Here is a 26,943-nt window from a genome sequence, read left to right as displayed (position 1 = left end):
CAGAACCGCCCGCGAACACCGCGCCGCTCGTTTGGGGGTCCAAACGCTGTCCACCGCATCAAAGGCGTGCGGGTCGGCCCCCGGCGGGCCGCCCTGAGGGCGCCGCCCGGCGCCCCCTGCGGCGTGTTCAGGCCACGCAGGGCAAGGGCCCGAAAAGCCCGCGCGCTGCCGCGCGGGGCGGGCCGCCAGGGGTGGGGCCTGGGCTCACGCGGGCACCCGGCGCGATGCGGTGGAGGCGTCGGCCCCATGGCAGGCACAGGCCTCGCCATGCGCGGCGGCCACCAGTTCGTGCAGGATGCCGCAGCCCTGCGCACCCGGCGCGCCGTTGCAGGCGGTGCGCAGACTGCGCAGCTGCTTTTCGAGCGCGCGCAGGCTGGCCAGGCGGGCGCGCACGCGGGCGAGCTGTTCGTCCACCAGGGCGTTGACGTCGCCGCACTCGGGGCCGGGCGCGTCCAGCGCCCCCAGCAGCTGGCGCACGGCGGCCAGGGGCATGTCGAGCGCGCGGCAGTGGCGGATGAAGGCCAGCCGTTCAAGCTGCGGCAGGCCGTAGTCCCGGTAGCCATTGGCCTGCCGCGGTGGTGCGGGCAGCAGGCCCTGGCGTTCGTAGTAGCGGATGGTTTCGACGTCCACGCCGGTGGCGGCGGACAGGGCTTTGATCTGCATGGCGTGGCTTGCGTTGGATGGTGTGCTTGACACTGTAGTGGCTCCAGGGTTTTCAATACCCGCATTGAAGGAGAAAACCATGGCCTGCACCTGTGAACACGACACCCCGCCCGCGGCCGCGCAATCGCCGCGCTACCGCCGCATCTTGTGGCTGGCGCTGGTGCTCAACGCCGCCATGTTTGTGGTGGAACTGGCGGGCAGCCAGCGGGCGGATTCGCTGTCGCTGATGGCGGACGCGATCGACTTCGCGGGCGACGCACTGAACTACGGCGTGTCGCTGGCGGTGCTGGGCGCGGCGCTGGTCTGGCGCGCGCGGGCGGCCTGGGTCAAGGCCTGGACCATGATGGGTTTTGGCGCCTTCGTGCTGGGGCGGGCGGTCTGGTCGCTGTGGTTCGGCGCCCTGCCCGAGCCGGTGACCATGGGCGCCATCGGCGCGCTGGCACTGGCGGTGAACGTGGGCGTGGCGGCGCTGCTGTACGCCTTCCGCGAGGGCGACGCCAACATGCGCAGCGTGTGGCTGTGCTCGCGCAACGACGCCATCGGCAACCTGGCGGTGATGGGCGCGGCCCTGGGCGTGGCGGGCACGGGCACGGCCTGGCCCGACCTGGCGGTGGCCACGCTGATGGCGGCGCTGGCGCTGCAGGGCGGGCGGGCGGTGCGCCGGCAGGCACGGGCGGAACTGGACGGCGCCGCATCCCCGGCGGCGGCTACCATCGGTGCATGCACTTCTTCGACGCCGACGCCACCCGAACCGCCCTGCCCTTCGAGGCCCTGATCGCCGCGCTGCGCGCGCGTTTTGCAGCCGGCTGCGAGGTGCCGGCGCGCCATGTGCACGAGATCGTGAACCCGCCCGGCGAAGCGGGGCAGGACGCCGCCGGCCGGCGCATGACCAGCCTGCTGATGCCGGCCTGGATCGCCGGCCAGTACTACGGGGTGAAGATCGTCAACATCGCCCCGGGCAACGCGCGGCGCGGCCTGCCCGGGCTGCACGGCAGCTACCTGCTGTTCGACGCGCGCACCGGCGCACCGCTGGCCCACATCGACGGCGACCAGATCACCGCGCGCCGCACCGCGGCGGCGTCGGCGCTGGCGGCGTCGTACCTGGCACGCCCCGACGCCCGGCACCTGCTGGTGGTGGGCGCGGGCCGGGTGGCGCAGTTGCTGCCGGCGGCCTACCGCGCGGTGCGCGGCATCGACCGCGTGACCGTGTGGGCGCGCGACCCGGCACAGGCCCAGGCCCTGGCCGCCCAGGTGCGCGCCAGCGGCGTGGCGGCCTTTGCCAGCACCGACCTGCCCGCGGCCTGCGCCGAGGCCGACATCGTCAGCTGCGCCACGCTGGCCACCGAACCGGTGGTGCGCGGCGAGTGGCTGGCACCGGGCTCGCACCTGGACCTGATCGGCGGCTTCACCCCCGCCATGCGCGAGGCCGACGACGCCTGCTTCCAGAACGCACGCGTGTTTGTCGACACCGACGAGGCGCTGCAGAAAAGCGGCGATCTGCTGGTGCCGATGCAGCACGGCGTGTTCCGCGCCGACGAGGTGCGCGGCACGCTGACCACCCTGTGCAAGGGTGTGGCCACAGGCCGCAAGAGCGCGACCGAGCGCACGGTGTTCAAGTCGGTCGGCACCGCGTTGGAAGACCTGGCCGCCGCGGTGCTGGTGCTGGAATCGGCGTCCGCCGCGCCGGCCGCCTGAAGCCCACGGGCAGCGCCAGGGCAGGCGCCTACAGGGCCGGGCCGGCGTGCTGGCCAGGCCACGCCACGGCCCGCGGCGCCAGCCGCTGCCGCAAGGCGGCCAGGTCGTCGGGCGTGTCCAGGTCGGTGGTGTAGGCGTCGTGGTCGGTGGTCACGGCCTGCACCGCGTCGCCGGCGCCCGCCAGCCAGTCGCGCACCCCGCGCGGGTAGGGCTGGGCCGCCACCGCCTGCACCGCCGGCCAGGCCAGGCACACCGGGTGGCCGCGCACGCCCTGCACCACGGGCATCTGCGCCCACACGCGGGCCGGGCGCTGTTGCCAGGCGCGCAGCAGCAGCGCGACGTGCTCGCCGGCCAGCAGGGGCAGGTCGGCCACCAGCAGCAGCAGGTCGCGGCCGGGCTGGTGCAGCAGGTGGTCGTGCAGCGCCAGCCGCTGGGACGCGACCAGGGGCGCGTCGGGCACCGGCTGCTGGACCACCCGCACCCCGCTGCGCCGGGCCAGCGGCAGCAGGGTGTCGGCGTAGGGTCCGATCACCGCGCTGACCTGGGTGATGCCCGCCTGGCGCAGCGCCTGCACCAGGCGCTCGAAGACGCTCAGCCCATCGATCAGCAGGGCCGACTTGGGCACCCCACCCAGGCGCCGCCCCAGGCCCGCGGCCAGCAGGGTGGCGGCGGGGGGTTGGGCTGACGGGACGGCTGGTGGAGCGGCTGTGTTCATGGGTTCACACGCTCACACGCCGCAGATGGCGGGCAGGCTGGCGCCGGAGGCATCCCCGAACGCGGCCTTGCCATCGGCCACGGGCTGGGGCGCGGGCCGTTCAATGCCGTTTTTCACCGCCACCACCTCGGCCATGATGGACAGAGCGATCTCGGCCGGCGTCTTGCTGCCGATGTACAGGCCCGCCGGGCCGTGCAGCGTGTCCAGCTCGGCATCGGCCAGGCCGAAGTGCTCGCGCAGGCGATCGCGCCGCAGGCCGGTGTGGCGGCGCGAACCGATGGCGCCCACATAGAAGGCCTCGGACTGCAGCGCGTCGATCAGCGCCAGGTCGTCCAGCTTGGGGTCGTGCGTGAGCGCCACCACCGCGGTGCGCGCGTCGGGCCGCAGGCGCAGGATCAGGTCGTCCGGCATCTCGTGGCTGAGCGTCACACCGTCCAGCGACCAGCTGGCGCGCTGTTCCTCGCGCGGGTCGCAGACGATGACCTCGAAGTTCAGGCCCAGCGCCATCTGGCTGAGGAAGCGCGAGAGGTCGCCCGCGCCGATGACGATGAGGCGGTGGCGCGGGCCGAAGTGGGTCACCAGCGCGTGATCACTCAGCTCGGGCAGGCCGTCGCGCCGGCCCTCGTGCAGCGTGACCGCGCCGCTGCGCAGGTCCAGCCGGCGCTGTGTGCTGCGGCGTTCCAGGTTGGCCTGCAGCAGTTCGGGCAGCAGGCTGTGCGCGGCCACCGGCTCCAGCACCAGTTCCACCGTGCCACCGCAGGGCAGGCCGAAGCGGTGCGCCTGGTCGGCCGAGATGCCGTAGCGCAGCGTGGCGGGCCGGCCCTGGGCGCAGACCGCGTCCAGGCCTTCGCCCTGCACGCGGCGGATGAGGTCGTCCTCGATGCAGCCGCCCGAGACCGAGCCCACCGTCTCGCCCCGGCCGTTGATGGCCATGAGCGAGCCCGGCGGCCGGGGCGACGAGCCCCAGGTGCGCGTCACCGTCACCAGCAGCACCGGCAGGCCCGCCGCGTGCCAGGCCTGCGCGCCGCGCAGGACTTGGGTGTCCAGGTCTTCCATGTTCATTCCTCTCGATGTCGATTCACACCCTTGCCGGAGCGCCACCCGCCACGCATGCCGCAACCCATTCCAGGGCACCGCCGGGCCGGCTGTGCCGGACGGCCAGTGCTGCCCCCTTGAGGGGGTCGCGCGCAGCGCGGCGGGGGTGGGTCAAGCTATCTTGAAGGGCAGCTCGCGCAGCGGCTTGCCCGTGAGCCTTGCCAGCGCGTTGGCGAACGCCGGGGCCAGCGCCGGCAGGCCGGGTTCGCCCATGCCGGTGGGCGGCTCGGCGCTGGGCACGATGTGCACGCCGATGGCCGGCATGTCGGTCATGCGGGCCACGGTGTAGTCGCCAAAGTTCTGCTGCTCGACCACACCGTCCTTGAAGGTGATGGCCGCGCCCGGCAGGCACATGCCCAGGCCCATCAGCGCGGCGCCCTGCACCTGCGCCTCCACCGTGCGCGGGTTGACCGCCAGGTTGCAGTGCACACCGGCCGTGACCTGGTGCAGCACGGGCTGGCCGTCTTTCACCGAGGCTTCGACCACATAGGCCACCACCGATTCAAACGACTCGTGCACCGCCACGCCCCAGGCGCGGCCGGCGGCCAGCTTCTTTTTGCCGTAGCCGCTCTGGTCCACCGCCAGTTGCAGGGCCGCGCGGTGGCGCGGGTGCGCCTGGCCGAACAGCTTCATGCGGTAGGCCACCGGGTCCTGCTGCGTTTCGCGGGCGATCTGGTCGATCAGCGTTTCCATGACGAACGCCGTGTGCGTGCTGCCCACGCTGCGCCACCACAGCACCGGCACATTCACCTTGGGGTGGTGCACCGTCAGCCGCATGGGCAGCGGGTACGGCGTGCGCATGCCTTCCACCGCGGTGGCGTCGATGCCGTTCTTGACCATCATGGGCTCGAAGGGTGAACCGGCGAGGATGGACTGACCGACGATGACGTGGTCCCAGGCCAGCACCTGGCCGCTGGCGTCAAAGCCGATCTGCGCGCGGTGCAGGTGCATGGGGCGGTAGTAGCCGCCCTTGATGTCGTCCTCGCGGCTCCACAGCGTTCGGATGGGCGCGCGCAGGCCGGCGGCCTGGGCCGCCTTGGCGATGGTGCAGGCCTCGACCAGGTAGTCGCTGGTGGGGATGGCGCGGCGGCCGAAGCCCCCGCCGGCGGACTGCACCCGCACCTGGACCTGTTCGGGCTTGAGGCCCAGCGTGCGCGCGGCGGCCATGCCGTCCAGCCCCGGCATCTGCGAGCCGACCCAGAGCGTGGCGCCCTGTTCGCTCAGTTCCACCGTGCAGTTCAGCGGCTCCATGGGCGCGTGCGCCAGGTAGGGAAAGACGAACTCGGCGTCGATCTTTTTCGGCGCGTTGGCCAGCGGCGCCATGTCGGCGTCGAAGTGTCTGGCGCCGGGCTGGCCGGCCAGCGTGCGGTACTGCGCCAGCTGGGCCGTGCTGTCCACCTTCTCGACCGCGCTGCTGTCCCATTCGAGCTTGAGCACGTCGCGCGCGGTCTTGGCGGGCCAGTAGCCGTCGGCGATGATGGCCACGCCTTCGGCGCCGCGGTCCAGCGGCACGCGCAGCACCGCCTTCACACCCTTGACGGCGCGCGCCGCGGCGTCGTCCACCGACTTCAGCTTCGCACCGAACACCGGCGGCCGGGCGATGACGGCCGTCAGCTGGCCGGGGCGGCGCACATCGATGCCGAAGTCCTGCCGGCCGCTGCTCTTGGCGGCGGCGTCCAGCCGCGTGGTGGGCCGGCCGATCAGGCGGAACTGCTTCGGGTCCTTGAGCGTGACGCTGGCGGGCACGGGCAGGGCCATGGCAGCCTCGGCCAGTTCGCCGTAAGTGGCACGCCGGCCACCGGCGCCGATGACCACGCCGTTCTCGGTGCGCAGGCCGGCGGCGTCCACCCCCCAGCGCGTGGCCGCGGCCTGCACCAGCATGGCCCGGGCGCGGGCGCCCAGCTCACGGTACTGGGTGAAGCTGTTCTTGATGGAGTTGGAACCGCCGGTCAGGTGCATGCCGAACAGCGGGTCGGCGTAGGCACCGTCGTTGGTGCCCAGCTGGCTGCGCACCTTGGACCAGTCGGCGTCCAGCTCCTCGGCCAGGATCATGGGCAGCGCGGTCTGCACGCCCTGGCCGAATTCGAGGCGGTTGACGGTCACGGTCACGGTGCCGTCGGCCGCGATGGCGACGAAAGCGCCGGGCATCTGCGTGGGCTTGAGCGCGACGGGCGCAGCAGCAGTGCCCTGTGCCTGCGACAGCAGCGGGAACACGCCCAGCGCAAAACCGCTGGCGGCACCTAGCTTGAGGAAGGCGCGGCGCGGCAGATCGGCCACGGGCGCCGGGTCCTGGTCGCGCGCCAGCATCCGTTGCAGGGCGCGCGGGAGTTCGTGTGTGGAGGCGTTGAACATGGTGGTGTCTCCTTCAGGCCAGGATGCGGGCGGCGTCGGCCACGGCGGCGCGGATGCGGGCGTAGGTGCCACAGCGGCAGATGTTGCCGGCCATGGCGCTGTCGATGTCGGCGGCGCTGGGCTGCGCGCCCTTGGGCAGCGACTGCAGGAAGGCGGTGGCGCTCATGATCTGGCCGCTCTGGCAGTAACCGCACTGGGCCACGTCGTGCTTCACCCAGGCGTCGCGCACGGCGCGGCCGACGCGGTCGTCACCGCCGGTGACGGCTTCGATGGTGGTGATGCGCTTGCCTTCCACGCTGCCGATGGGCGTGACGCAGGAGCGCACCGCCTGGCCATCGACGTGCACGGTGCAGGCGCCACACAAAGCGGCACCGCAACCGAACTTGGTGCCGGTCAGGCCCAGCGTGTCGCGCAGGGCCCAGAGCACGGGCGTGGAGGGATCGACGTCCAGCGACTGGGCGCGACCGTTGACTTGCAAGGTGGTCATGGTTTCTCCTGAGGGTGTTGTGGGGCGTCGCAAAAAAGCCGTGCCACCCGGGCCTGTGGCACCGGGAAGGGCGCCAGTGTGGAACCGAACCCCGGGTGCGCGCTAGCCAGAACCTGCGCGATGCTTGCCCATTCCTGCGGCCGGCCAGCACAAACCGGCCAGCCCCGATACCATGCGCTGCTGCACTCCCCGCCCGCACGACCATGCCCGATCCTTCCACCACCGACACCCTCAGCACCCCCCGTGCCTCGCTGGTCCGGCGCATCCTGGACCGGGTGCAGGGCAGCGGCGCGCAGCAGCCCCCCGAACTGCCCGGGCTGATGGTCATGCGCTTCGACGAGCCGGCGCTCAACAGCTGCAGCGTCTACGAGCCCTGTGTGGCCGTGATCGTGCAGGGCAGCAAACGCCTGATGCTGGGGGAAGAAACCCTGAGCTACGGCGAAGACCGTTACCTGATCGTGTCGATGGACCTGCCGGTCAAGACCGCGCTGATGCAGGCCAGCCCCGAGCGCCCCTACCTGGCCGTGGGCCTGCGGCTGGACTGGCGCGACATCGCCTCGCTGATGCTGGAGATGCCCCCGGCCACGGCCCGCAAGCCCGAGACCGACAGCCGCGCCATGGCGACCGGCGCGCTGACGGCGCCGCTGCTCGAAGCCTTCGACCGCCTGCTGGCCCTGCTGGACCAGCCCGAGGACATTCCCGCGCTGGCGCCGCTGATCCGGCGCGAGATCCACTACCGGCTGCTGGCCGGCGAGGCGGGCTGGCGCTTGCGCCAGATCGCCAGCGTGGACTCACAGAGCCACCAGGTGGCGCGCGCCATCGCCAGCCTGAACACCCGTTTTGCCGAACCGCTGCGGGTGGAGACCCTGGCGCGCGAGGTGGGCATGAGCCTGACCACCTTCCACCACCACTTCAAGTCGCTCACGGCCATGAGCCCGCTGCAATACCAGAAGCAGCTGCGCCTGGGCGAAGCGCGGCGGCTGATGCTGTCCGAGCGCCTGGACGCGTCCACCGCGGCCTTCCGCGTGGGCTACGAAAGCCCCTCGCAGTTCAGCCGCGAATACCGGCGTCTGTTCGGCGCCCCGCCGTCGCGGGACATGGCCGACATGCGCTGGCAGCCCCCGGCCCAGATCCAGGCCCAGGCCGCCTGAGCGGCGCCGGGCTCGCCCGCCCTCACAGGCCGCGGTGCTGCCGCTGGCCGGGGCGCGCCGAATACCGCGTCAGCGCGTCCAGTGCTTCCACGTCGACCTGGGCATGCCGGCCGCCATAGACCTCGGCCCTGAGCCAGGCCAGTTCGTCGGCCAGCGCCGCTTCGCTGCCCAGGCTGCAGAACCAGACCTTGGCGTCGCCGTCCCAGCGGTAGCCGCGGGCCTTGAGCTTGTCCTTGCTGTCGAACGGCGAGCCGGTGGCGCGCAGCTTGTAGCTGGGCCGCGCGGCGGCGGCCATCAGGCGTTGCAGGCCATTGACACCGCCGTCGTCGCCTTCGCTTTCTTCACCGGCGCGGTGGCCCAGCACCTGCAGCAGGGCCTGGCAGTCCACCAGCGCCCGGTGCGCGTCGTAGAACCAGCCCTGGTCCTGCGCCAGCGCACTGAGCTTGGCCGACTCAGCGCCCAGGGCCTTCCAGTCGATGTCGGCGAACGAGCAGGCCCAGGGTTTGTGGGCAAAACCCGGGAACCGCGCTTCGACAAAGGGCCGGTCGAAGCCGGCGTTGTGCGCCACCACCAGGTCGGCGCGGTCGATCAGCGCCTGCACCTGCGCGTCGTCCAGGCGCTGGCCACGCACCATGTCGTCGCTGATGCCGGTGACCTGCTTCGCCACCTCGGGGATGGGCATGCCCGGGTCTTCAAAACCCTCGAAGGTCTCCACCGGGCCAAAGGGCTGGCCGGTGGCCGCGTCCACCTGCACCAGCAGCATGGCCAGTTCGATGATCTTGTCGCTGGCGTGGGACAGGCCCGTGGTTTCGGTGTCGAGCACCAGCACGCGCCGCACGCCCGCGGGGCTGCTGTCCGGCGCCGGGCCATGGTCGAGCAGCGGCACCAGGCGGCGCAGCACGCGGTAATCGGGGTGCTGCGCCAGCCGCTGCGCCATCTGCTCAGGGGTGGGCTCGGCGGGCGCCGGCAATGGTGGGCGGGCCTCGGCGCTGGGCGCCTTGGGGGGGTCGAAATCAAAACTGAACTGGCTCATCGGGACGGATTGTCCCTCCATGGCGTTTTCCCGTTGTGGAGCACCCGTCTTGCGGCCGCGCCGGGCATCCAACGGGACGGTCCATCCCCTCTGGGCCCGGTGCCGGGCCAGAAGGGTGTTCGGCAGGCGCCAGCAGATAAGATGACCGCTGGAGCCCCCGTCGGCGCCCGCCTGCCCGCCCGCACACCATGCACACCCCCACCCGATCATCCGATCCCGCAGGATCCTCATCCGTCGCACAGGACGGCGCGTTGGAACCGCCCTTCTGGGACGACCAGCTGCACCGCATTCCGTGGTGCCTGCGACTGCTGGATCAGGCCGAAGCCATCCGTTCAGAGGTGCTGGCCTTGATCCAGGGTTCCCGCCCGTTCATGCCGTACCCCAAGTACGCCAACCTCTACAACAACACCTGGGACGCCTTCCCCCTCTCCATTTTTCAGGGGGAACACATCGAACTGTCCAAGCAAAAGCTGGCGGTCAACATGGCGCCCCTGATCAGCGTGTTCCGCGCCCAGTTGCCGGTCACCTCAGGGACCATTGCCGAGCTGGAAGCACAAGGCCATTTGCGCAACGTCTTTGTCAGCCGGTTGATTCCGGGCTCGGTCATCAACCCGCACCGCGGCTGGACACCCGACTACCTGCGCATCCACCTGTGCCTGGTGGAAGACCCCGGGTGCCACATCACCGTGGGAACGGTCACGCGCACCTGGCAACGCGGTCAGCTGTTGGCGTTCAAAGACGGCGGACCGTACCTGCACCACGTGAAACACCAAGGGCAGCACGAACGCATCATCCTGTCTTACGACTTGAACCTGCGCTGGGCGGCGGGTTTCATTCCCGAGCTGTTTTCAACGGCTGGCGTGGCCAATGGCGCCGCGCCTGCAAAAACGGGTCCGAAGGCTGGCGTCTGATGTGCCGCTGCAGCACCCGGTTCTGATCGAACTCCGACTGCAGCAGTGCGATTTGCACCAGGTCTTCGTAGTCTTGCGCCGCTTCGTTCCAGACCGCTGACCGCAACAAGCCTTCGCGCCGGAAGCCCAGGCGTTCCTGCTGCGTGGCCACGGCCTGGTTGCTCTGGTAGATCAGACCCGAGACCTTGTTCAGACCCAGGCAGTTGAAGGCGAACGACAGACTCGCGCAGTAGGTGTCCCCCACCAGAAACGAATGGTCGTGCGCCGGCAGGATGCCCATGATGTGTTCGGCGCTGCGGTTGCGGAAGTTGATGTTGACCAACATGGCCACGCCAATGGGCTGATCGTCCCGAAACACCACCCACTGGATGCCGCGGTGCTGCGGCAACAGCGCGATCTGGTCCTGGGTCAGCACCTCCAGCAGATCCCGCGGCGTCAGATCGGACGGCAGGTGCTTGAGCTTGTGCGAGAACTCGGTGTCCAGCACCAGCGACCAGACAAAGGCAAAGTGGTCGGGGCAGCGCCGCTCCAGCCGGATGGAGCCAAACGACAGCGGACGCCACCAGTCGGGATGGTGCCACTGCGCCAGCTCGGCCAGGAGAGGCTGATCGGGATGGCGCTGCACCAGGCTCTGGCAGGCCTGTCGCGCCACGTCCAGCCCCTGCTGCAGGCGCACCCGGTCCAGCCAGGCCACGACTTGCGGCAGATCGGGCGGCGCCGCGGTTTGAACGTCGGGCGTCATGCCTCGGGCGCCTGCGGCTGAACGGGGGGCTGGGCCTGGTCGGTGGGCGACTGATTGATCGCCTCGCGCAACAAGGCGCGGTCCATGCGCTGGCCGATCTGGTCCCGCGCGATGTGCAGCAGGTTCTGGCGCATGCCCAGTTGCTCCAGTTCGGCGTCGATGAAGGCCATGTACTTCAGGTGCCCCTTGACCTCATCGGGCAGGTCGTTGAATTCGTAGGTGAGTCCATTGATTTTGACCATTGGCATGGGACGATCCTGTGTGGTGAGGGTTCAGTCGGAGAACGACAGTTGATTGGCCACCGAGCGCTCCCGCTCGGCCAGTTGTTTGCGCTGCGAAGCGGCTTTGTCTTGCGTGATCGCCTGGGCCAGGCGCACCGCCAGCAAACCCAGGCGCGGCTGCAACAACAGCGGCCGCAAGAAGGGCAGCAGGTGGACATACAGGCGCCCGAAGGCGTGCACCAACAGCTCGTCTTTCAAGGCCACAAAGGCCCGTGCATGCCCTCTGGCGCCCTGGCGTCCCGAGCGGCCACACAGCTGCCATTCAATGCGCGCCGCCTCGTGCGGTTCAAACAGCAGCACCTGCAGACCGCCCTGTTCGGACAGGTCGGGCGGCACCATGATGTCGGTGCCGCGGCCGGCCATGTTGGTGGACACGGTGACCGCGCCCGCCACGCCGGCAGCGGCCACGATCAGCGCTTCTTCGGCGTGGTGTTTGGCATTGAGCACCCGATGGACCACCCCGCGCGCCACCAGCGCCGCCGACAGCGCTTCGGTGTCCGCAATCTTTCGGGTGCCCACCAGCACCGGCAGGCCCTGTCGCTGGCAGGTCAGCACCGCGTCCAGCACGGCCTCGAAGCGGCTGCGCGCATCGCTGAACATGCGGGGCGCGGCCAGCGTCAAGCGGCTGGGCACACGGGGCGCCAGGGGCATGACCCAGGTGCCATAGGTGCGCAGCAATTCACCATGAATGCCTTGCAGCGTGCCGCTGGCGCCGCACAGGCGGTGGTAGCGGTTGAAGAAGGTCTGAAAGGTCATGCGGGCCACGGTCTTGGGTGGGCTGCTGAGCTCCACGCCTTCCATGGCCTCGATCGCCTGGTGAATGCCGTGGCTCCAGGAACGCCCGGCCATCACGCGACCGGTTTTTTCGTCCACGATGACGACCTTGCCTTCCTCGTCCACCAGGTAGTGACGATCGCGCTGATACACATGGCGCGCCATCACCGCCAGCGACACCATGCCCTGCGAGCGATCGGGAAAGCGCCAGAACGGCGGCAGCAAAAAAGCCATGCCGTTGATGCGCTGCTTGCCGGCTTCGGTGAAGCGAATGTCCGGCACCGGTTCGGTTTGAACCACGTAGTCGACGCCCTGCTCCAGGCTTTCAAAAATCTGTTTGCCCGCCAGCACCGCCTCGATCAACATCGGGTTGTCGTCGGCCGACGAGATGATCAACGGCGTGGTGGCTTCGTCGATCAGCACGCTGTCGGCTTCGTCCACGATGGCCACCCACAGGCCGCGCCCCACCGGACGGGGCAAACGCGGGTCGCGCTGCATTTCCCACAGGCGGCGCTGGGCGGGGTCTTTCACGCCGTCCAGCAACAGGCTGTCGCGCAAATAGTCGGCCAGCAGCTGCTTGCCGGTGGCGTACACCACATCGCAACGGTAGGCGGCGGCCAGCGCTTCGGGCGGGCTTTCGGGCGCAATGGCCACCACCGAATGCCCCGCCAGCGCCAGCAGGGGTTGCATCAGGGCGGCGTCGCGTTCGGCCAGGTAGTCGTTGGCGGTCACGACGTGGCAGGGCCGTTCGCTGCTGGCGTACAGGGCCGCCGCCAGGCCAATCGCCAGCGTTTTGCCCTCGCCCGGCGCCAGTTGCACCAAATGGCCGTTGTGCATTTCCAGCGCGGCGCGCACCTGGGTGGGGTGGGGCCGCATGCCCAGCACCTGCTGCGCGGCCTGACACCACAGGCCCAGCAGTTCGCTGCGCTGGCCCAGCCACGCCTGCTGCTCAGGTCCCGGCATCGGCGGGCAGTCGCCCATGAAACGCAGCTTGGCGGCACATTGCCGTATGGCCGGTCCCAAGGCCTGGACAGGCAGTTGCCGGGCGCGCTGCAGACTGGCCTCGACGGCTTGCATGTCGGCCAGCGTCTGGCGATTCGCGGCACCGCTCCAGGCGCGCCAGCGGGCCCGCCACGGAGCCAGGAGGGGCCGCTCGGCATGCAGGCCACGCGGCGGTTGCCAGGCTTCTCGAAGCAGTCCCTGCGCCATGCTCAGTTCAGCTGGTAGCGTTTTTGCAGCAACTGGCGCAGCGTATCGCTGGCCCGTTGAAACAGACTGCGCCGCGGCAGTTCAATGCGCAACACGCCTTTGAGGCCGTGCATCAGCCGCAGGTCGGCCTCGCTCTGCGGGGGCGGCCGGACCACGGCGCGCACCTCGTAAAAACCTTCCACCGCTTTTTCACCGTGCTGGTCGTCGTTGGTCACGGGCACTTCGCCCCCGCCAAGCCAGCCCAGCGCGGCCGATGGCAGCCGGGCGCGGTCGTACGGCAAGATCACCAGGCTGTCCACCGCCAGCGCCACATGGGCCTGTCCGCGCAAACGCACCTGGCGTTCGCCCAGGGTCACGCCAAACAGTTCGCGCGCCTGTTCCTGCGGAATCACGGCCACAAACTGGTAGCCCCCCGCGCCGTCGAGCACATGGCCCAGCTCCACCCCCTGGTTGAGCCAGGAGCCCTGCCGCTCGCGGCCTTCGAGCGTGACGTACCGGCCGCGGTGTGGCGCCCGCACGGTGAGCGCATCCAGGCGCCGCTGCAGCTCCAGCAGGCGCTGGTTTTTGGTGTCCAGCTGCTCCAGCAGGGGCTCCACGTCGGCGGCCCGTTGCGCCAAAGCGGCCCGGTGCAGCGCCAGCAGTTCGTCGCGCTCGCGCTCCAGCTGCAGCATGTCCAGTCGCAGGGGATCGGCGTCAAACCGCATCAGTTCCTCACCCGCCTCGACCCACTGGCCATTGCCCGGCACGGCTTGCACCAGACGGGCGTCCATGGGTGCTTTGAGCACAGACGCCCGGCTGAACTGAATGACGCCCGGCGAGGTGATGGCGTACGGCAACGGCCAGGCCAACAAGAGCCCTGCCAGCAGCAGGACACCGCCCACGCCCAGCCAGGCGCGCCAGCGGTGTGCCTGCGTGCGGGGCCCCGTCAGGTGCTTGGCGGCCTTCCAGGTGGGTGCCACGATCAGCATGTAGAAGGTGATGCAGAACACCACCAGGCCCAGGCCCAGCCACAGGTCCATGACGAACAGCACGATGGCGTAGGACACGGTCAGCCGGTAGACCAAACTCACGGGCGCGTACATCAGCAGCCATTTGCGCTCGCTGGGCACGTCCACCGGTGTGCGCGCGGCGTGGCTGCCCAGCAGGTAACGGTCGCCCAGATAAAACCAGTAGCTTTGCGCCTTTTGGTAGAAGTTGGGGATGTCCAGAAAGTCGGCCAGCACGTAGTACGCATCAAAGCGCAGCAAGGGATTGCCGTTGAAGAGCAGGCTGGAGACCGAGCCGATCAACATCACGTTGAACGCCAGGCTGTTGACCAGGCCCGGCCCGGTGGACGCCCACACCCAGGCGGCGGCGGCGGCCATGAAAAGATCGGCCATCATGCCGGCCGAGCTGACCAGCATGCGGTCCCACTTGTTGGGAAAGGTCCAGCTGGCCGTGGTGTCGATGTACGGCAGCGGCGTGGTGACCAGGAACATCAGGCCAAAGGTGTGGACCGAACCGCCGTGGCGCTTGCACGCCAAGCCGTGACACAACTCGTGAACGACCTTCATGACCGCCAGGCACAGGTACAGCCAAGGCAGGTTGGCCAGGGCAAAGGCGCCCTGGCTGCTGGACGCGACGCGTTGCCAGTCGGTGACCACCGCCGCGGTGCCCGCCGCCAGCACACCGAGCCACAGCGCCCACACCAGCCAGGCGGGCAGATGGCGGACCCAGCGGTCGGCGGCCGTCAGGAAGTCATCCGGGTCCCACAAGGGCACGCGGAAATACAGGAACGACAAGGCCTTGGACTTGAATTCCCTTTGCTGCGTTTCGTTGGCGCGCTGGTCAATCTGGCGGCTGTCCGCACCGTCTTGGAAGTGCAACAGATTGGATATGTGCAGCTGCGACAGGAGCTGCACCACTTCTTCTTGTCCCGGCGCGCGCTCGGGGTGCGCACGCAGGTAGCTTTGCCAGGCCTCATCGACGCTGATGCCCGGATGCAGGGTTTTCAGGAAGTCGTGCGCGTCGGGCGTGATGCGGAAAAACCGGTGGGCATAGGCGTCTTCCAGCACCACCCAGGCCTGCCCGCGGTACGACTGCGGCGTGGCTTTGACACCCGGCAACAGACCGACGTGCGCGTTGGCAATCTTGTACCAGGCATCGCTGTAAATGGCGCCAGACATGTTCGGCTCGGTTGACGGTCAGGCCCTGGGGCTCAGAACCAGAACCACAGGCGCAGGGTGTCGCCCAGGCGGTGGAACAAGATCCACGCGATGTTGCGATCCCCCGCATCGATCTTGGCCAGCCCCACCATGCCCGGGCGCCACCAGGCCTGCACGTCGGCCTGAATGTCGGCCTTGAGCAAAAAGTGGTTGCCTTCGTCGCCCTTGACCTGCGCCATGGGCACCAGATTGGACACGTGGAAAGCCACCGTCTTGCCCGGCTGGCTTAGCAGCACCACCTCGCCTTGCGAGCCCAGTTCCACGTCGCGGATGTCGCGCTCGGGCAGCTGCAGCACCAGGTACAGGCCTTTCACCTGCGCCACGCGGAACAGGGTGTCGCCGCGCCGCACCGACGCGCCCAGCAGGTTGCGGCGCTCGCCTTCCACCACCACGCCATCAAAAGGCGCCTTGATGTCGGTCTGCGCCAGCAACTGCAGCACACGCTGCAACCGCGCTTCCGACTGGGCACGGCGAAAGCGGGCCACCTCCTGGTCGGCCAGCGCGTTGGCGGCGCGCGCCTTGTCTTCTTCGGCCTGGTAGCGCTGCAGTTCCGAGCGCACTTCCAGTTCCTGCTGGCGCAGGTCGCTGGTGTCCATGCGGGACAGGGTCTGGCCCGCCGTCACCAGGTCGCCAATATCCACCAGCACCTCTTGCAGCCGACCATCGTTGTGGGCGGTCAGGACCCGAATGCTGTCGGTGGTCAGCTGGGCATTGGCTTCCACCCGATACGGCCAGCGGCCAAACGCCAGCACCAAAACAGCCACCGACAGGGTGACGGCCCAAAACTTCAACCACGGGTGCCCGGGACCGAACAACACCGACAAGCGCTCGACGGCCACCGAACGCAGGCGCTGCAACGGGCCCATTTGCTGCTGGCGCGCTTCGGTCAACTGCGGCAACACCAGTTCCAGCATCAACAGCAGGTCGTTGATCGCCTGGGGGCGCAGGCCCTCAGTGTCGGCCGCACACAGCACGACCGCCTGGGTCTGGCCCGAACTGTCGCGCATGGGCAGGCTGTCCACCGCGGCCACCCCTTCCAGACTCTGCAGCAGCACCGCATGCGCCGGCGGCGGAATGGTTTGCGGGTCTTCAGCGGTGCGACGGTCCACCGACAAGACCCGATCCACGGCCAGCACTTCGTTGGCGGCGGCCTGCATGGCCTGCACCAGGCGCGAGGTCTTTTCAAACCGCTCCAGGTGGCTGATGGCCACCACCTCGGTGTGGCCACCGCTGCGCCAGCACAGCGCCGCCTGGCGCAGGCCGTACAGCCGGATCAAGCCATTGACCAGGCACAGCGCCGCCGCGCCAAAACGCGGCGCCTGCATCACTTCCGTGGCCAGCGCGAGCGCCTGCAGCAAGCCCTGACCACGGCCATCAGCGCCGTGTGCGGCACCGTGGTCATCTGCCAGCGCCACAGCGGTGCTCAGCGACGGCTCGCGCGCCGCGCCCATGCGCACATCGCGCAGCAACATGGCGCGCACCAGGGCTTCTTTCAGGTGCGCGCGCTGGCGCTCGGGCAGTGCAAGCAGCAAGGCGCTGGGTTGCTCGTCCAGCAAGCGCACGACCACCAGCACCAGCCCCAGACCGTCGGCCTTGCGCAGGGTGTCGTGGCTGTACCCCTTCTCGGCCAGCGCAGCCCAGCGGTCGGGCGTGGCGGCTTCGAGCAAGAGCGCGCAGGCGTCGTCCGGTCCACTGCCCCCCAAGGCCATTGAAGCACCATCGACCAGCCCGACCACCAAGGCGCATTCGGCACCGCACAGGGCCATGGCCAGCGCGCTGTACTCGGCGTAAAAGTCGTCACCGCGTGGCCCCACGCGCAAGGCGTGCAAGGCGTCGATCAAAGCCACGGGCTGGCTTGGCCGTGCGGCTGCCGGCTCGATGCGTTCGCTCATGGCTTGCGGCCCAGCGCGGGCGCAGAAGCGGCAGACGCCGTGATCAGACTGCCCTTGGCACCCGGACGAATCAAGCCTTTGCTGTTGGCAAAGCGCAGCCGCAGGTCGACCAAACCGCTGGCCGTGTCGGCCAAGGGCGACAGGTAATGCACCACGCCCTCGGCCTGAAAGGGCGCGGCCCCGCTTTCAAAGCGCGCCCCCATGCGCTGCCCCACCCGCAGGCCGCGCGCCACCGATTGCGGCACGTTCAACCGCAGTTCGACCAAAGCGGTATCGACCAACCGGAACAGCGGGTCGCCGGGCTTGGCCCATTCACCGGGCTCGATCACCACGTCCACCACCATGCCGCTGCGCGGCGCTCGCACCGTGCGTTGGGCCAGTTCGGTCTGGGCCAGTTGCAGCTCCACCTGTTCGCGCGACTTTTGCGCCTGCAGCTGTTGCAGACGCCCGTGCGTGGACATGCGCTCCAAGCGCTGCTTGGCCAGTTCGTCCTTGGACACCGACTGCGAACGGCTGGCCACCACCTCGGTCAGCTGCAACATCTCGTCGAGCAACTTCAAGCGGTCACGTGTGGCCTCCAGTTCGCTGCTGTCTTTGGCCACCAGCGCTCGCCGCTGCAGCTCCAGCCTTTGCGACTGGCTGTCCAGCTCCAGCAGCGCCTGACCTTCGCGCACCACCTGACCTGGCTTGACCAGCAACTGCTGCACCACGCCCGCCACCGGCACGCCAAACTGGATGTCGGCCACCGGATACACCAAGCCCACCAGTTCACCGGCGGTGCTTTGCGCCCGGGCCACCGAGCCCATCGACAACACCATCAAAACGCCGGTCACGCACTGCCGCCAGGTGCGGCCCACACTCGGGCGCACAGGTCGCTGCATGCGCAACACATCAGAAAACACAGAAAGTGTCATGGCTCACCAGGCAAAGGATTTTCAACAGCGTGGGCTTGCAGCAGGCCGCCCTCGGCCAGCTGCAGCGCCAACCGGGCGGTTTCGCGCCGCCCCGACACATCCACCAGCCGGATTTCGGCCTCCAGCAGGTCTTGTTCGGCCTGGATCTGGCTGAACAATGCAGCCACCCCCAGCGCCACCCGTTGCTGTTCTTGCGCGAAAAACTGGGCACGGGCGTTCAAGTCGTTTTTCACCAGGCCGTGCTCTTGCTCCAACGCTCGCAACGCATCGCGCTTGGCACGCAGGTCGTTCGAAAAGGTCTGCTCGATGGCGTGCAGCTCGGTTTCCGATTGCTGCAAGCGCAATAGCTGCGCCTGTGTCTGCGCCCGCGCACGGCCGTTGCCGTACGCGCCCAGCTCGATGTTGACGCCCACATACCATTCGGGGAAACGCCCGCTGCGGGCAATCCCCAAAGAGCCCGTGGTGTCGGCCAAGCCGGTTTGTGTGTGCGAGACCACCAGATCCATGGCGGGACGTTGCTGGTTTTCGGCAAACGCCAGGCGGACCTGCCCCTGCTGCTGGCGCAGGGCCGCAATGCGGTAAGGCGCCCACTGGCTCAGGGCCAGGCGGTCGTCGACCACCGCCGCAGGTTCAGACGAGCCCGCCACCGCGGCATCGGGCTGGGCCAGCAATTGAAGATCGTTCAGGCGCTGATGCGGCAAATCGACGCTGCTGAGCAAACGCAGCAACACCTCGTCCCGGCTTTGTTCCGCCCGCAAAGCTTCCGACTGGCGCTGCAACAGCAGGCGGCGGGCTTCGTTGACCAAACGCGGCGCCAGGCGACCGGCCTCCAGGCGCGCTTGTGCGTCCTCCAGCATGCTTTCAGCACTTCGCGTCAGTGCCCGCCGCAGGCGCACCGACTCATTGGCCACGTACGCCTGCCAGAACAGCGACAACCCCTCTGCCGTGACCTTTTGCAACTGCTGGCGGAACTGCCACTGGGTCACCACCGCCTCGATCTCGGCCACCCGGCGATCGGTCTCGGTCGCCTGGCGGCCGCTGCCGCGCAGCAAGGGCTGCTTGAAGGTCAGCACCAGCCCGGAATTGACTTCGCGCTCGGTGCCGGCCTTGGCCAGGATGTTGCTGCTGCGCTGGGACTGGCGAGCGCTCAACGCCAGCTCACCGCCGCTGGGCAGGCGTTGGCGCACCCCGAGCTCGAGGTTCGTGGACTCTTCTTTGAGCTGGCGATCAAACCTGATTAGATTGTCGCTGTTCCACTCCTCCACCGTGCGCTGGCGCAGGTTACGGGCCTCACGAGCGGAGACAAACAGGGTTGGCTCGTACAAGGCCTGTTCGGCCTGAGCCAACAGTTCGGCCACACGGACCGAATCACGACCGTAGGCCAGTTCAAGGTTGCGCAGGGCCAGCAGCTGGGCCAGTTCGACCGGCCCCAGCCGCAACGGCTGCGTTGTCTGCCGACCCGCCTGCGCAAGCGTCTCGGGCGCGACCTGAGCCACGGTTGCGGTGACGGCCGACATGGCAGGCGCGGTTTGGGACACCAGATCGCTCGCCACCGCAGCGCTTGGCGAGCGGCCCTGCGCATGCAGCGCCGGTGAAACCGCCGCCCCCAGGGCAGCCAGCAGCACCCACGGACGCCACCCGCGGCGCACCACCCCCATGCCCAAAACGCCGAGACCGCCGAGACCGCCGAGACCGCCCAACGAGGATGAACCCGCAGCAGCCCAAGGGCGGCGGCCGAGGATGGACCCGACACAAGCCTTCACGCGCAGCAGCCGCGCGTCAGACACCTGCATGGCTGCGTTCTTTTTTCAGCTGTACCAGGCGTTCGATTTGGGGCAATGAAATCAAATGGGCGTACATCGCAGGCAAATAGCGCTTTTCACGCAAGGTTTTGAAAACCTCGTCTGACAGCTCGTTCATGCGCTCTTCACTGATCACAAAACAGCCGGTGATGCTCTTCACCTGATCGCTGGTATTCACCCGCATGCTCAATGGCGTCAACAAATTGTGATCGCGCAAAAACTTCGAGAATTCCAGCGTCATCAAATCCATCTGCTGCAATTCGGACAAATACCGCTTGACGTTTTCAATCACCTGGGTGGGCTGCCCTTGTTCATCGAACAGGGGCGCACCCTCGGTGTCGCTCAACAGGGCACTGCCTTCGTCCACGCACACCACGTAACGGCCTTCTTGTTCACCCTTGCTCAGGGCAAATGGATACCGCCGGATCATGGCCGGAATGTAGGACGCCGTCCAAACGCCTTCCTTCCCGATGAACAGGTTCTCGCCACTCTCAAGACCCATCAACACCACCGAGCGATAACCACCGCTGGGCTTGTCTTCCAGGAACACAATGGGATAAATGGCCGCTGCACGGGAGAACTCATGCATCGTGACATAGGCGATATGGAATTCAGCAGCAAATCCAAAACCCGCCGTATTGCGCACTTTCTTGTTGCGATGGCGCTCAGGGGCAACCGGTACCATTTGTTCAAACACGAAGCAAATCCTTAGCCAATGAGATGAAATGAGCCCAAACCAAGCCGCCGGAAATCATATCACCAGCCCTGCGCCTCAATCGACCAAGAACTGGTCGACAGCAATTGCCCGGTGCTGCGCAACAGGTCGTTGCTGGCGTCGAGCAATGACACACCCAGGCCCGAAGATTCAGACAATCCGTATTCCATAGAATCCATTTCATCCCCGTCTTGCGCATCAAAAAGAGTACCAAAGGATTGCATTCCAACCGACGCTGGCGCCACTGCGCGCAGGTACTGGGCGGTGGCCGATGAGTCCATCGCCGCATTGATGGCGCTTTGCAGCCAAGCCGACAGCCCCATGTTGTTGTCCCACACAACGGCCAGCGGCTGGCTTTCGGCCAACTGGGCGGCCCAGGTCTGTGCTTCGCTGCGGGGCGTCATCACCCGCTCGGGCGCCTGGTCGAACACCTCCAGCTGGTGGTACGCCATGCCCGCATCCCTCAGGCGGTAGTAGATGCTGCCATCGGCCGCGTAGCCACGGCTGGCAATGCCCGATGGTGCACCCACCTGAAGCGCCTGCGCGTCGACCACCAACACGGGCGCCTGGGTCGCAAGGGGCAGCGCCAGACCATAACCGTAGAACGAAACCGCCGTGGCCTGCAGGTGGGCTTGTCCGGGCAAGGCTGCGGCGGCCTGTACCGTGCCGCCGGCGCTGTAGAGATCGATGCGCTGGTCGGCCGTGATCTGCCCGACCGTGACACCGGTGGCGGCCGTCAAGGCCACCGCGCCGCCGCTGTGCATCTGCGTGCCGGCATCCATGCGCACAGCGCCGTTGTTGGACACCAGCGAGATGTCACCATCGGATGTCAGGTCCACCTGCAGGCGCAGATCGCCCCCGGTGGCACGCAGCACAGCGCCATCGTCCAACGACCAGGCGGGGCCACCGGCCTCGCCCAGCTGCACGCTGGAACCCTGCAGCAGCACCGCCACGCCGGTCAGCCCGTTCCAGATGCTGGGACTGGTCACCGTGGTCTGGGCCGTGGCGTCGCCCAAGGTCAAGGAAGCCAGACCTGCATCGCCATCGCTGTCGGCCGCCAGCCACTGCACCAGGGCGTCGGTCGCGGCCGCATCCAGTCGCATGTCTGCGGGTTCGAAGTCGGCGGCCATCGCCCCCGCCTCGGCCACACGGTTGGCCGTGGGCGCACCGCGCAGCAGCACATGCCCACCGTCACTGTCAAGGGTCACCCCCTCGGCGGGGTGGATGGTTTCGCCGCCCAGCACCAGCGTGGCCCCGGCCTCCAGCACGATCCGCGCGGTGGCACCGCCGGCGCCGGTTCCAAAAACAATGTCGTCGGCCAACAGTTGCAAGGTCGTGTTGGCCCGCACGGTGATGTCACCGTTGATGGTCAGCACCAGACGGGTGGACGGATCGGCATCGGCCACTTCCACAATGGAATCGGCACTCACATCCAGCGCATCGTCAATGGTGACGTGGCCGCTGTGCAGCATGTCCACGCCCTGGAAATAGGTGGTGCTGCCGCTGCCGTTCAAGGTCAACCCGGCGCCTTCCATCTGGCCCGAAAAATGGGTTTCGCCCCGCGAGGCATTGATCGTCAACGGCCTGCTGAACACCAATTCTTCACCCGGGGCGGTCTGCACCCAGATGGCTTGACCTGGGCGGTCGCTGCCCACCGCGATGGAGTCAAACAGCAGGTAGGTGACTTCGGCAATGTCCAGGAACACCCCCGTGGCCGGGGTCACGCCGGCCACCGGGGTGCCGATGATGAACGGCAAGGGGTCTTGCCCTGCGATCACAGGGGGTTGCAAATCGATGCTCTGCCCCCCGATCTGGGCCGTCACCGTCACCTCGGCACTGCGCACGGTCAACGGGCTGTCGAAGGTTTGCGGTGTGCTGACCACCAAGGCGCCCAGAGGCGTGCCGATCGCCAGCGGGTCGCCACCACTGGCACGGAGCAGCTGCAGGCTGTTCAGATCCTGCAAGAACATCCCGCCGGCACCGGCTTGCGCGTCCAGCGTGTCCACGTCCACGAGCAGGATGCCCGCTTCGGCCCCCAGTCCGGCCGCCACGTCGACCACCAGGGCGTCCGCCACCAAGCGGGTGCCATCGGCGTTGCTGGCGGCCACCGGGTCGTTCAACAGGGCGCTACCACTGGTCAGCTCAACCGTTTGCCCGACCGCCTTCAAGCGCCCCAGCAACAGGTTGCCACCCGCTTGCAAGTCCACCGATCCCGTTGCGGCCAGGTCGGTCACCCGCAGCGCGGCGTCCTGCTGCAGATAGATACCCGCAGAGCCCACGTCGCCACTGAGCCCACCCAGGCTGCCATCCAGACGGACCTGCAGCGGTTGGCTGGCAATGCCGACACCGCCTTCAGCACCGGTGTGCAACACCAGCGACCGGGCGGTGATGTCTGCGCTGTCGCCTGCGCTGCCTTGAATGCTGCCCTGCAGCACTTCCAGCGACAACACACCGCTGCCCACCACCGCAGCACCCGAGCCAACGCTGGCGGGACTGACAGCGCCCAGCCGCACCACGCTCACCGACACGGTGTCGATGGTCAGGCCATCGGTTTCGAGCAGGTACGCGCCCGCGCTGCCGGCATTCAGTGCCAGGCGGTCGACCGTTATGTCCAGCGTGTCGCTGGCCGAACCCACGGCCCCAGCGGCACTGGTCTGCATGAACAGGCCACTGGCTTCAACGTCCACCGCATCGTCGCCATCCACCACCGAAGTGCCCGCCAGGAGTGCAACGCTGCGGTGGGTCGCGGTGATGCTCCCCAGCGTCAAGGCTCCGGTACCGGCTTGCAAGCGCACATCGCCGGCGGCGGTGATGCGGCCTTCGACCCGACTGCCGGCGCTGCCCGACGCCATCGACAAGGTCGACCCCGCCGACAGGTCCACCATGCCCGCGCTGTCGACCGCACCCATCATCGACACCGGGCCCGAGGCCACCGCCGAGACACCCGCGCTGCCGGCCTGCACCGTCCCGCCGGCCCGCACAGTCAAACTGCCGTTGTCCGCCCGCAGCAGGACGCCATGAGCAGGACCCGACACCACGCGACCAGAAGATCCGATATCCAAAGCCGACTGCGCGCGCACGGTCACCTGTTCGCCACCGGACTGCACCAGGGCGTTGATGGCCACCAGGTCGGCGTCCAGCACGACCGCGCCCGCCACCGACGCGTTGACCGAGACCACCACGTCGGACACCGCGGACACCGTCCAGTCACCGCCGTCGGTGGTGGTCACCCCCGTCTGGCTGCGCTGAACCGTTTCGATGGTACCGTTGGCCTGCACGACGCCAAACGCGACGTTCTCCAGGCGCGTGATCGTCAGACCCGTCAAGCCCTGACCGGCATCCAGGTCGGTGTGGGCAAGGTGCACACCCCCCGCGCCGGACTGGAAAGCCGCATCCAGCACAGCAACCGCCAACGGCGCATCCGCGGTGCCCACGCCGCCCGCAGCCGCCACGGTGAGGGCCAGGGCCCGCACCTCGACCGGAGCCGCCTTGCCGGTCACGTCGCCCGCATCCGCCACCACCGCCACCTGCCCGTTCAAGGCCTGCAGTTGCTGCAACGACACGGCAGTGGCCGCACGCACCAACACATTGCCGTCCTGTGACTGCACCACGCCCGCCAGGTCCACTGCGCCCAGGACGGCCTGAAGATACACGTCGCCCACCGCCGACAATGTGGCGCCCTCCTGCGAAGTCACCGAACTCTGCGACAGCAGGCTGAGATGGTTGCCGCTGCTGACATTGGCCGCCAAGGTGGTGGCCCCGGCCACATCCAACCGCAGGTTGCCCACAGCGCTGACCGCTTCCTGCACCTGCAGCGAGCCCTCCACCGACAGCAACCAGTGGCCGTCCGCGTCAATGCCGTCAAAGCCCTGAACCGAACCCAGGGTGATGGCGCCGGTCGCAGCCAGGAACGCGTCTTGCGCAAAGGCCCCTGCCAGCGTGTTGGCGGTCACGCGCAACGGCGTCGCGACGCTACCGGTGCTGCCTGCGTCCACCTGCAACAACACCGCGTCGGCCGACACCAGCCGTTCGCCCGATGCCGCCGAGAGGTTGCCCGACAGCAAGCGCAGCGCAAGGGTGCCGTCCACCAACAGATCTTGCCCACCGGCCGCCGCCTGGGCGATGACCTGACCGCTGGCGTCCACCTGGGACACATTCAGCGCCACGGCATCCAGCAGCAAGCCGTTGCTCTCCACCACATGGGCGCCCGCCAACCCGGCATCCAGCGCCAGCCGCGCCAGCGAGGTTTCCAGCGCATTGCCTGAAGCGCCCACAGCAGCACCCGCCTTGAGATAGGCCCCCGCAGCGGTGATGTCCTGATCGCCATCGTTGGCGCCGCCCACCAGGGCGTCCGCGTCCAGAATGCTGCCGCCCGTGGCGGTGATGCTGACCTGGCCCCCGCTCACGTCGATATCGCCCACCGTCACGTCGGTGGCCGCCAGCAAGCGCACCGTTGCGCTGGCTCCCGTGCTCACCAGCGCACTGCTGGCGTCTTGCGTGATCGCGCCGCTGCCGGCCTGCACGTCGATGCTGCCGCTGTCCGCGCCCGTGCTGCTGGTGCGGATGTCCGCTTGCGCATGGAAGGTCACACCCGCGCCCGCCAGCACACTGATGCTGCCGCTGGTGCTGGTGATGTCGGCGTTGGCTGTGATGCCGCTGCCCGCGCCCAGCGTCTGCACCAGCACGTTGCCCGTGCCGTTGGCGCTGATGGCCGTTCCGTCGGCATCCACCCCGTCGTTCAGGGTGATGCCGCCTGCCGTGCTGCGCAGCACGATGTGGCCGTTGTTGCCCGTCACCAGGTCGCTCTGGCTGGCGTCGGAGACCACGGTAAGCGCGCCCAATGCGCCGAGTTCGCTGACGCTGACGCTGACCGCGTCCAGCGTCACCGCATCGGCCTCGTTGACGAAAATGCCCGCGCTGCCGTTGCCAGCGCTGAGCGCGCTGAGCATTTGCACCGCCGTGCTGATGGCGCGAGCGGCCGTGCCGATGGCGCCGTTCGCCTGCAGGCGCAGCGCGTCGGCCGTCACGTTGGTGTTGCTGCCGCTGGCGTTGAGCACCGCGCCCACGTCTGAAACCACGCTGACCTGGCCGGCCGTCACGTTGCCCAGCGTGATGTCGCCGCTGGCGTTCAGCCGTACGCTGCTGTCGGTGGCCGTGATGGCCACATCGCCGGCCATGGTCAGGGCGCCACCCTGAGCGTCCAGGCTGACGGTACCGGCTCCGGTGGTGGTGATGCCCGCGCCGCTGTTCAGCAGCAGGTCTGCACCGGCCTTGAGGGTGATATGGCCGCTGCCACTGGCGACGCCGCTGTTGACCACCACATCGCCACCGGTGGACTGCACAAGCATGGATCCGCTGCCGTTGGCGCTGACGGCCGTGCCGTCATCGTCCACACCGTCGTTGAGTGTCACCGTGCCGCCGGCCAGCAGAACGATGGGACCATCACCCGCCAACGTGCGGAGGTCACTTTGTTGCGCATCGACCACGCTGCCCATCGCGCCGGCGGCATCGAATTGGTTGACGCTCACGCTGACACCGCCCACCGTCACCGCATCGGTTTCGCTCAGGAAGATGCCCTGGGTGGTGTTGCCGGCGCTGAGTGCGCTGAGGGTGCCGACCTGGGTGGTGACATGCCGGGCGACCGTACCAATGGCGCCGCCGGCCTGCAAGCGAAGCTGGCTGGCCTGCACATTGATGGTGCTGCCCACCGCATTCCGGATGGCCCCTTGCTGGGCCACAACACTCACGCCAGCCGCTGCCACACGGCCCAGCGCCACATCGCCACGGGCGCTCAGACGGGCACTGCCAAGGCTGCCGTCGGCGGACACACTGGCGCCGCCCAGCATGGTGAGGTCGCCATCGTCCACGCTCAGGTGGATGGTGCCGGCGCCGGTGGCGCCGATGCCGGTGTTGATCAGCAGGTCACCGCTAGTGACACGGACCATGACCGATCCGCCGCCCATGGCCTGGATCGTCGAACCGTAGGCGGCGCCGTCGATGTCGACGTCACCCACCGTCACCGTGCCACCCGCCGTCAGCACGATGTGGCCGCTGTTGCCCATCACCAGGTCGCTCTGGCTGGCGTCGGTGACCACGGTGAGCGCGCCGTCGCTGCCCACCCGGTTGACGCTCAGGCCCACGTTGCTCACGGCCAGCGCATCGGCTTCGAGCAGGTACACGCCGCCATTGCCCGCCGCCGCACTGAGCGTGTCCACGCTGGTTTCCAGGTGGTTGACGTTGCCCCCGATGCCGCTGCCCGCGTTCAGGCGCAGGGCCACGGCGGTGATGTCCTGATCGCCGTCGTTGGC

Annotated in this window: 19 protein-coding genes; 4 read left to right on the top strand and 15 right to left on the bottom strand. The window is 68.5% G+C overall.

What is annotated here, in order from left to right; genetic code table 11:
- Window positions 1–204 precede the first annotated feature (204 nt).
- Window positions 205–663 carry a Cd(II)/Pb(II)-responsive transcriptional regulator gene (locus RMP09_RS13080; protein ID WP_310566414.1) on the bottom strand — a complete coding sequence of 153 codons (459 nt, stop codon included), beginning with the start codon at window positions 661–663 and terminating at the stop codon, window positions 205–207.
- Between the two features lie 79 nt (window positions 664–742).
- Between RMP09_RS13080 and RMP09_RS13075 the strand changes: the two genes are divergently transcribed.
- Both RMP09_RS13075 and RMP09_RS13070 read left to right on the top strand, forming a co-directional pair.
- On the top strand, window positions 743–1,438 hold the full coding sequence (locus RMP09_RS13075) for a cation transporter (protein ID WP_310566413.1): 696 nt from the start codon (window positions 743–745) through the stop codon (window positions 1,436–1,438).
- Window positions 1,384–2,358, top strand: coding sequence for an ornithine cyclodeaminase family protein (locus RMP09_RS13070; RefSeq protein WP_310566412.1), 975 nt, complete (start codon window positions 1,384–1,386; stop codon window positions 2,356–2,358). Before RMP09_RS13075 ends, RMP09_RS13070 begins: the two co-directional genes overlap by 55 nt.
- Before the next feature lie 28 nt (window positions 2,359–2,386).
- Here the strand turns inward: RMP09_RS13070 and RMP09_RS13065 are convergent, their stop codons facing one another.
- The 4 genes from RMP09_RS13065 to RMP09_RS13050 form a co-directional block, all read right to left on the bottom strand.
- On the bottom strand, window positions 2,387–3,073 hold the full coding sequence (locus RMP09_RS13065; RefSeq protein WP_310566411.1) for an NTP transferase domain-containing protein: 687 nt from the start codon (window positions 3,071–3,073) through the stop codon (window positions 2,387–2,389).
- A gap of 12 nt (window positions 3,074–3,085) precedes the next feature.
- Window positions 3,086–4,129: an XdhC family protein gene (locus tag RMP09_RS13060; protein WP_310566410.1), complete on the bottom strand. Its 1,044-nt coding sequence runs from the start codon at window positions 4,127–4,129 to the stop codon at window positions 3,086–3,088.
- Window positions 4,130–4,279: 150 nt separating this feature from the next.
- On the bottom strand, window positions 4,280–6,520 hold the full coding sequence (locus RMP09_RS13055) for a xanthine dehydrogenase family protein molybdopterin-binding subunit (RefSeq protein WP_310566409.1): 2,241 nt from the start codon (window positions 6,518–6,520) through the stop codon (window positions 4,280–4,282).
- Between the two features lie 13 nt (window positions 6,521–6,533).
- Complete coding sequence (locus RMP09_RS13050) at window positions 6,534–7,007, bottom strand: 2Fe-2S iron-sulfur cluster-binding protein (RefSeq protein ID WP_310566408.1); 474 nt, start codon at window positions 7,005–7,007, stop codon at window positions 6,534–6,536.
- Between the two features lie 203 nt (window positions 7,008–7,210).
- Between RMP09_RS13050 and RMP09_RS13045 the strand changes: the two genes are divergently transcribed.
- Entirely contained in the window at window positions 7,211–8,158 is a 948-nt protein-coding gene (locus RMP09_RS13045; RefSeq protein WP_310566407.1) for an AraC family transcriptional regulator, read from the top strand.
- 22 nt (window positions 8,159–8,180) lie between these two features.
- Here RMP09_RS13045 and RMP09_RS13040 read toward each other — a convergent pair whose 3' ends face one another.
- On the bottom strand, window positions 8,181–9,191 hold the full coding sequence (locus RMP09_RS13040; protein WP_310566406.1) for a 3'-5' exonuclease: 1,011 nt from the start codon (window positions 9,189–9,191) through the stop codon (window positions 8,181–8,183).
- A 251-nt stretch (window positions 9,192–9,442) separates the two neighbouring features.
- Between RMP09_RS13040 and RMP09_RS13035 the strand changes: the two genes are divergently transcribed.
- On the top strand, window positions 9,443–10,102 hold the full coding sequence (locus tag RMP09_RS13035; RefSeq protein WP_310566405.1) for an aspartyl/asparaginyl beta-hydroxylase domain-containing protein: 660 nt from the start codon (window positions 9,443–9,445) through the stop codon (window positions 10,100–10,102).
- Here RMP09_RS13035 and RMP09_RS13030 read toward each other — a convergent pair.
- The 9 genes from RMP09_RS13030 to RMP09_RS12990 all read right to left on the bottom strand — a co-directional run bounded on the left by RMP09_RS13030 (window position 10,023) and on the right by RMP09_RS12990 (window position 26,913).
- A complete protein-coding gene (locus tag RMP09_RS13030; protein ID WP_310566404.1) occupies window positions 10,023–10,844 on the bottom strand; it encodes a GNAT family N-acetyltransferase in 822 nt (273 codons plus the stop codon). The two genes, RMP09_RS13035 and RMP09_RS13030, sit on opposite strands and share 80 nt — an antisense overlap.
- Window positions 10,841–11,092 carry a hypothetical protein gene (locus RMP09_RS13025; protein ID WP_310566403.1) on the bottom strand — a complete coding sequence of 84 codons (252 nt, stop codon included), beginning with the start codon at window positions 11,090–11,092 and terminating at the stop codon, window positions 10,841–10,843. Before RMP09_RS13025 ends, RMP09_RS13030 begins: the two co-directional genes overlap by 4 nt.
- Window positions 11,093–11,116: 24 nt before the next feature.
- Complete coding sequence (locus tag RMP09_RS13020) at window positions 11,117–12,976, bottom strand: prepilin peptidase (protein WP_310566402.1); 1,860 nt, start codon at window positions 12,974–12,976, stop codon at window positions 11,117–11,119.
- Between the two features lie 134 nt (window positions 12,977–13,110).
- On the bottom strand, window positions 13,111–15,273 hold the full coding sequence (locus RMP09_RS13015; RefSeq protein WP_310566401.1) for a hypothetical protein: 2,163 nt from the start codon (window positions 15,271–15,273) through the stop codon (window positions 13,111–13,113).
- A gap of 32 nt (window positions 15,274–15,305) precedes the next feature.
- Window positions 15,306–17,204 carry an efflux RND transporter periplasmic adaptor subunit gene (locus tag RMP09_RS13010; RefSeq protein ID WP_310566400.1) on the bottom strand — a complete coding sequence of 633 codons (1,899 nt, stop codon included), beginning with the start codon at window positions 17,202–17,204 and terminating at the stop codon, window positions 15,306–15,308.
- Window positions 17,201–18,085, bottom strand: a complete 885-nt coding sequence (locus tag RMP09_RS13005; RefSeq protein ID WP_310566399.1) for an efflux RND transporter periplasmic adaptor subunit — start codon at window positions 18,083–18,085, stop codon at window positions 17,201–17,203. Before RMP09_RS13005 ends, RMP09_RS13010 begins: the two co-directional genes overlap by 4 nt.
- Before the next feature lie 29 nt (window positions 18,086–18,114).
- Window positions 18,115–19,911: a TolC family protein gene (locus RMP09_RS13000; RefSeq protein ID WP_310566398.1), complete on the bottom strand. Its 1,797-nt coding sequence runs from the start codon at window positions 19,909–19,911 to the stop codon at window positions 18,115–18,117.
- Window positions 19,898–20,617, bottom strand: coding sequence for a SapC family protein (locus tag RMP09_RS12995; protein ID WP_310566397.1), 720 nt, complete (start codon window positions 20,615–20,617; stop codon window positions 19,898–19,900). The genes RMP09_RS13000 and RMP09_RS12995 overlap by 14 nt, the downstream gene beginning before the upstream one ends.
- 59 nt (window positions 20,618–20,676) lie before the next feature.
- On the bottom strand, window positions 20,677–26,913 hold the full coding sequence (locus tag RMP09_RS12990) for a hypothetical protein (RefSeq protein ID WP_310566396.1): 6,237 nt from the start codon (window positions 26,911–26,913) through the stop codon (window positions 20,677–20,679).
- Window positions 26,914–26,943 lie beyond the last annotated feature (30 nt).

Origin of the sequence: Hydrogenophaga sp. (assembly GCF_031426985.1) — a bacterium.
Lineage (GTDB): Bacteria > Pseudomonadota > Gammaproteobacteria > Burkholderiales > Burkholderiaceae_C > Hydrogenophaga.
This window is presented reverse-complemented; position numbering and strand designations above follow the sequence as displayed.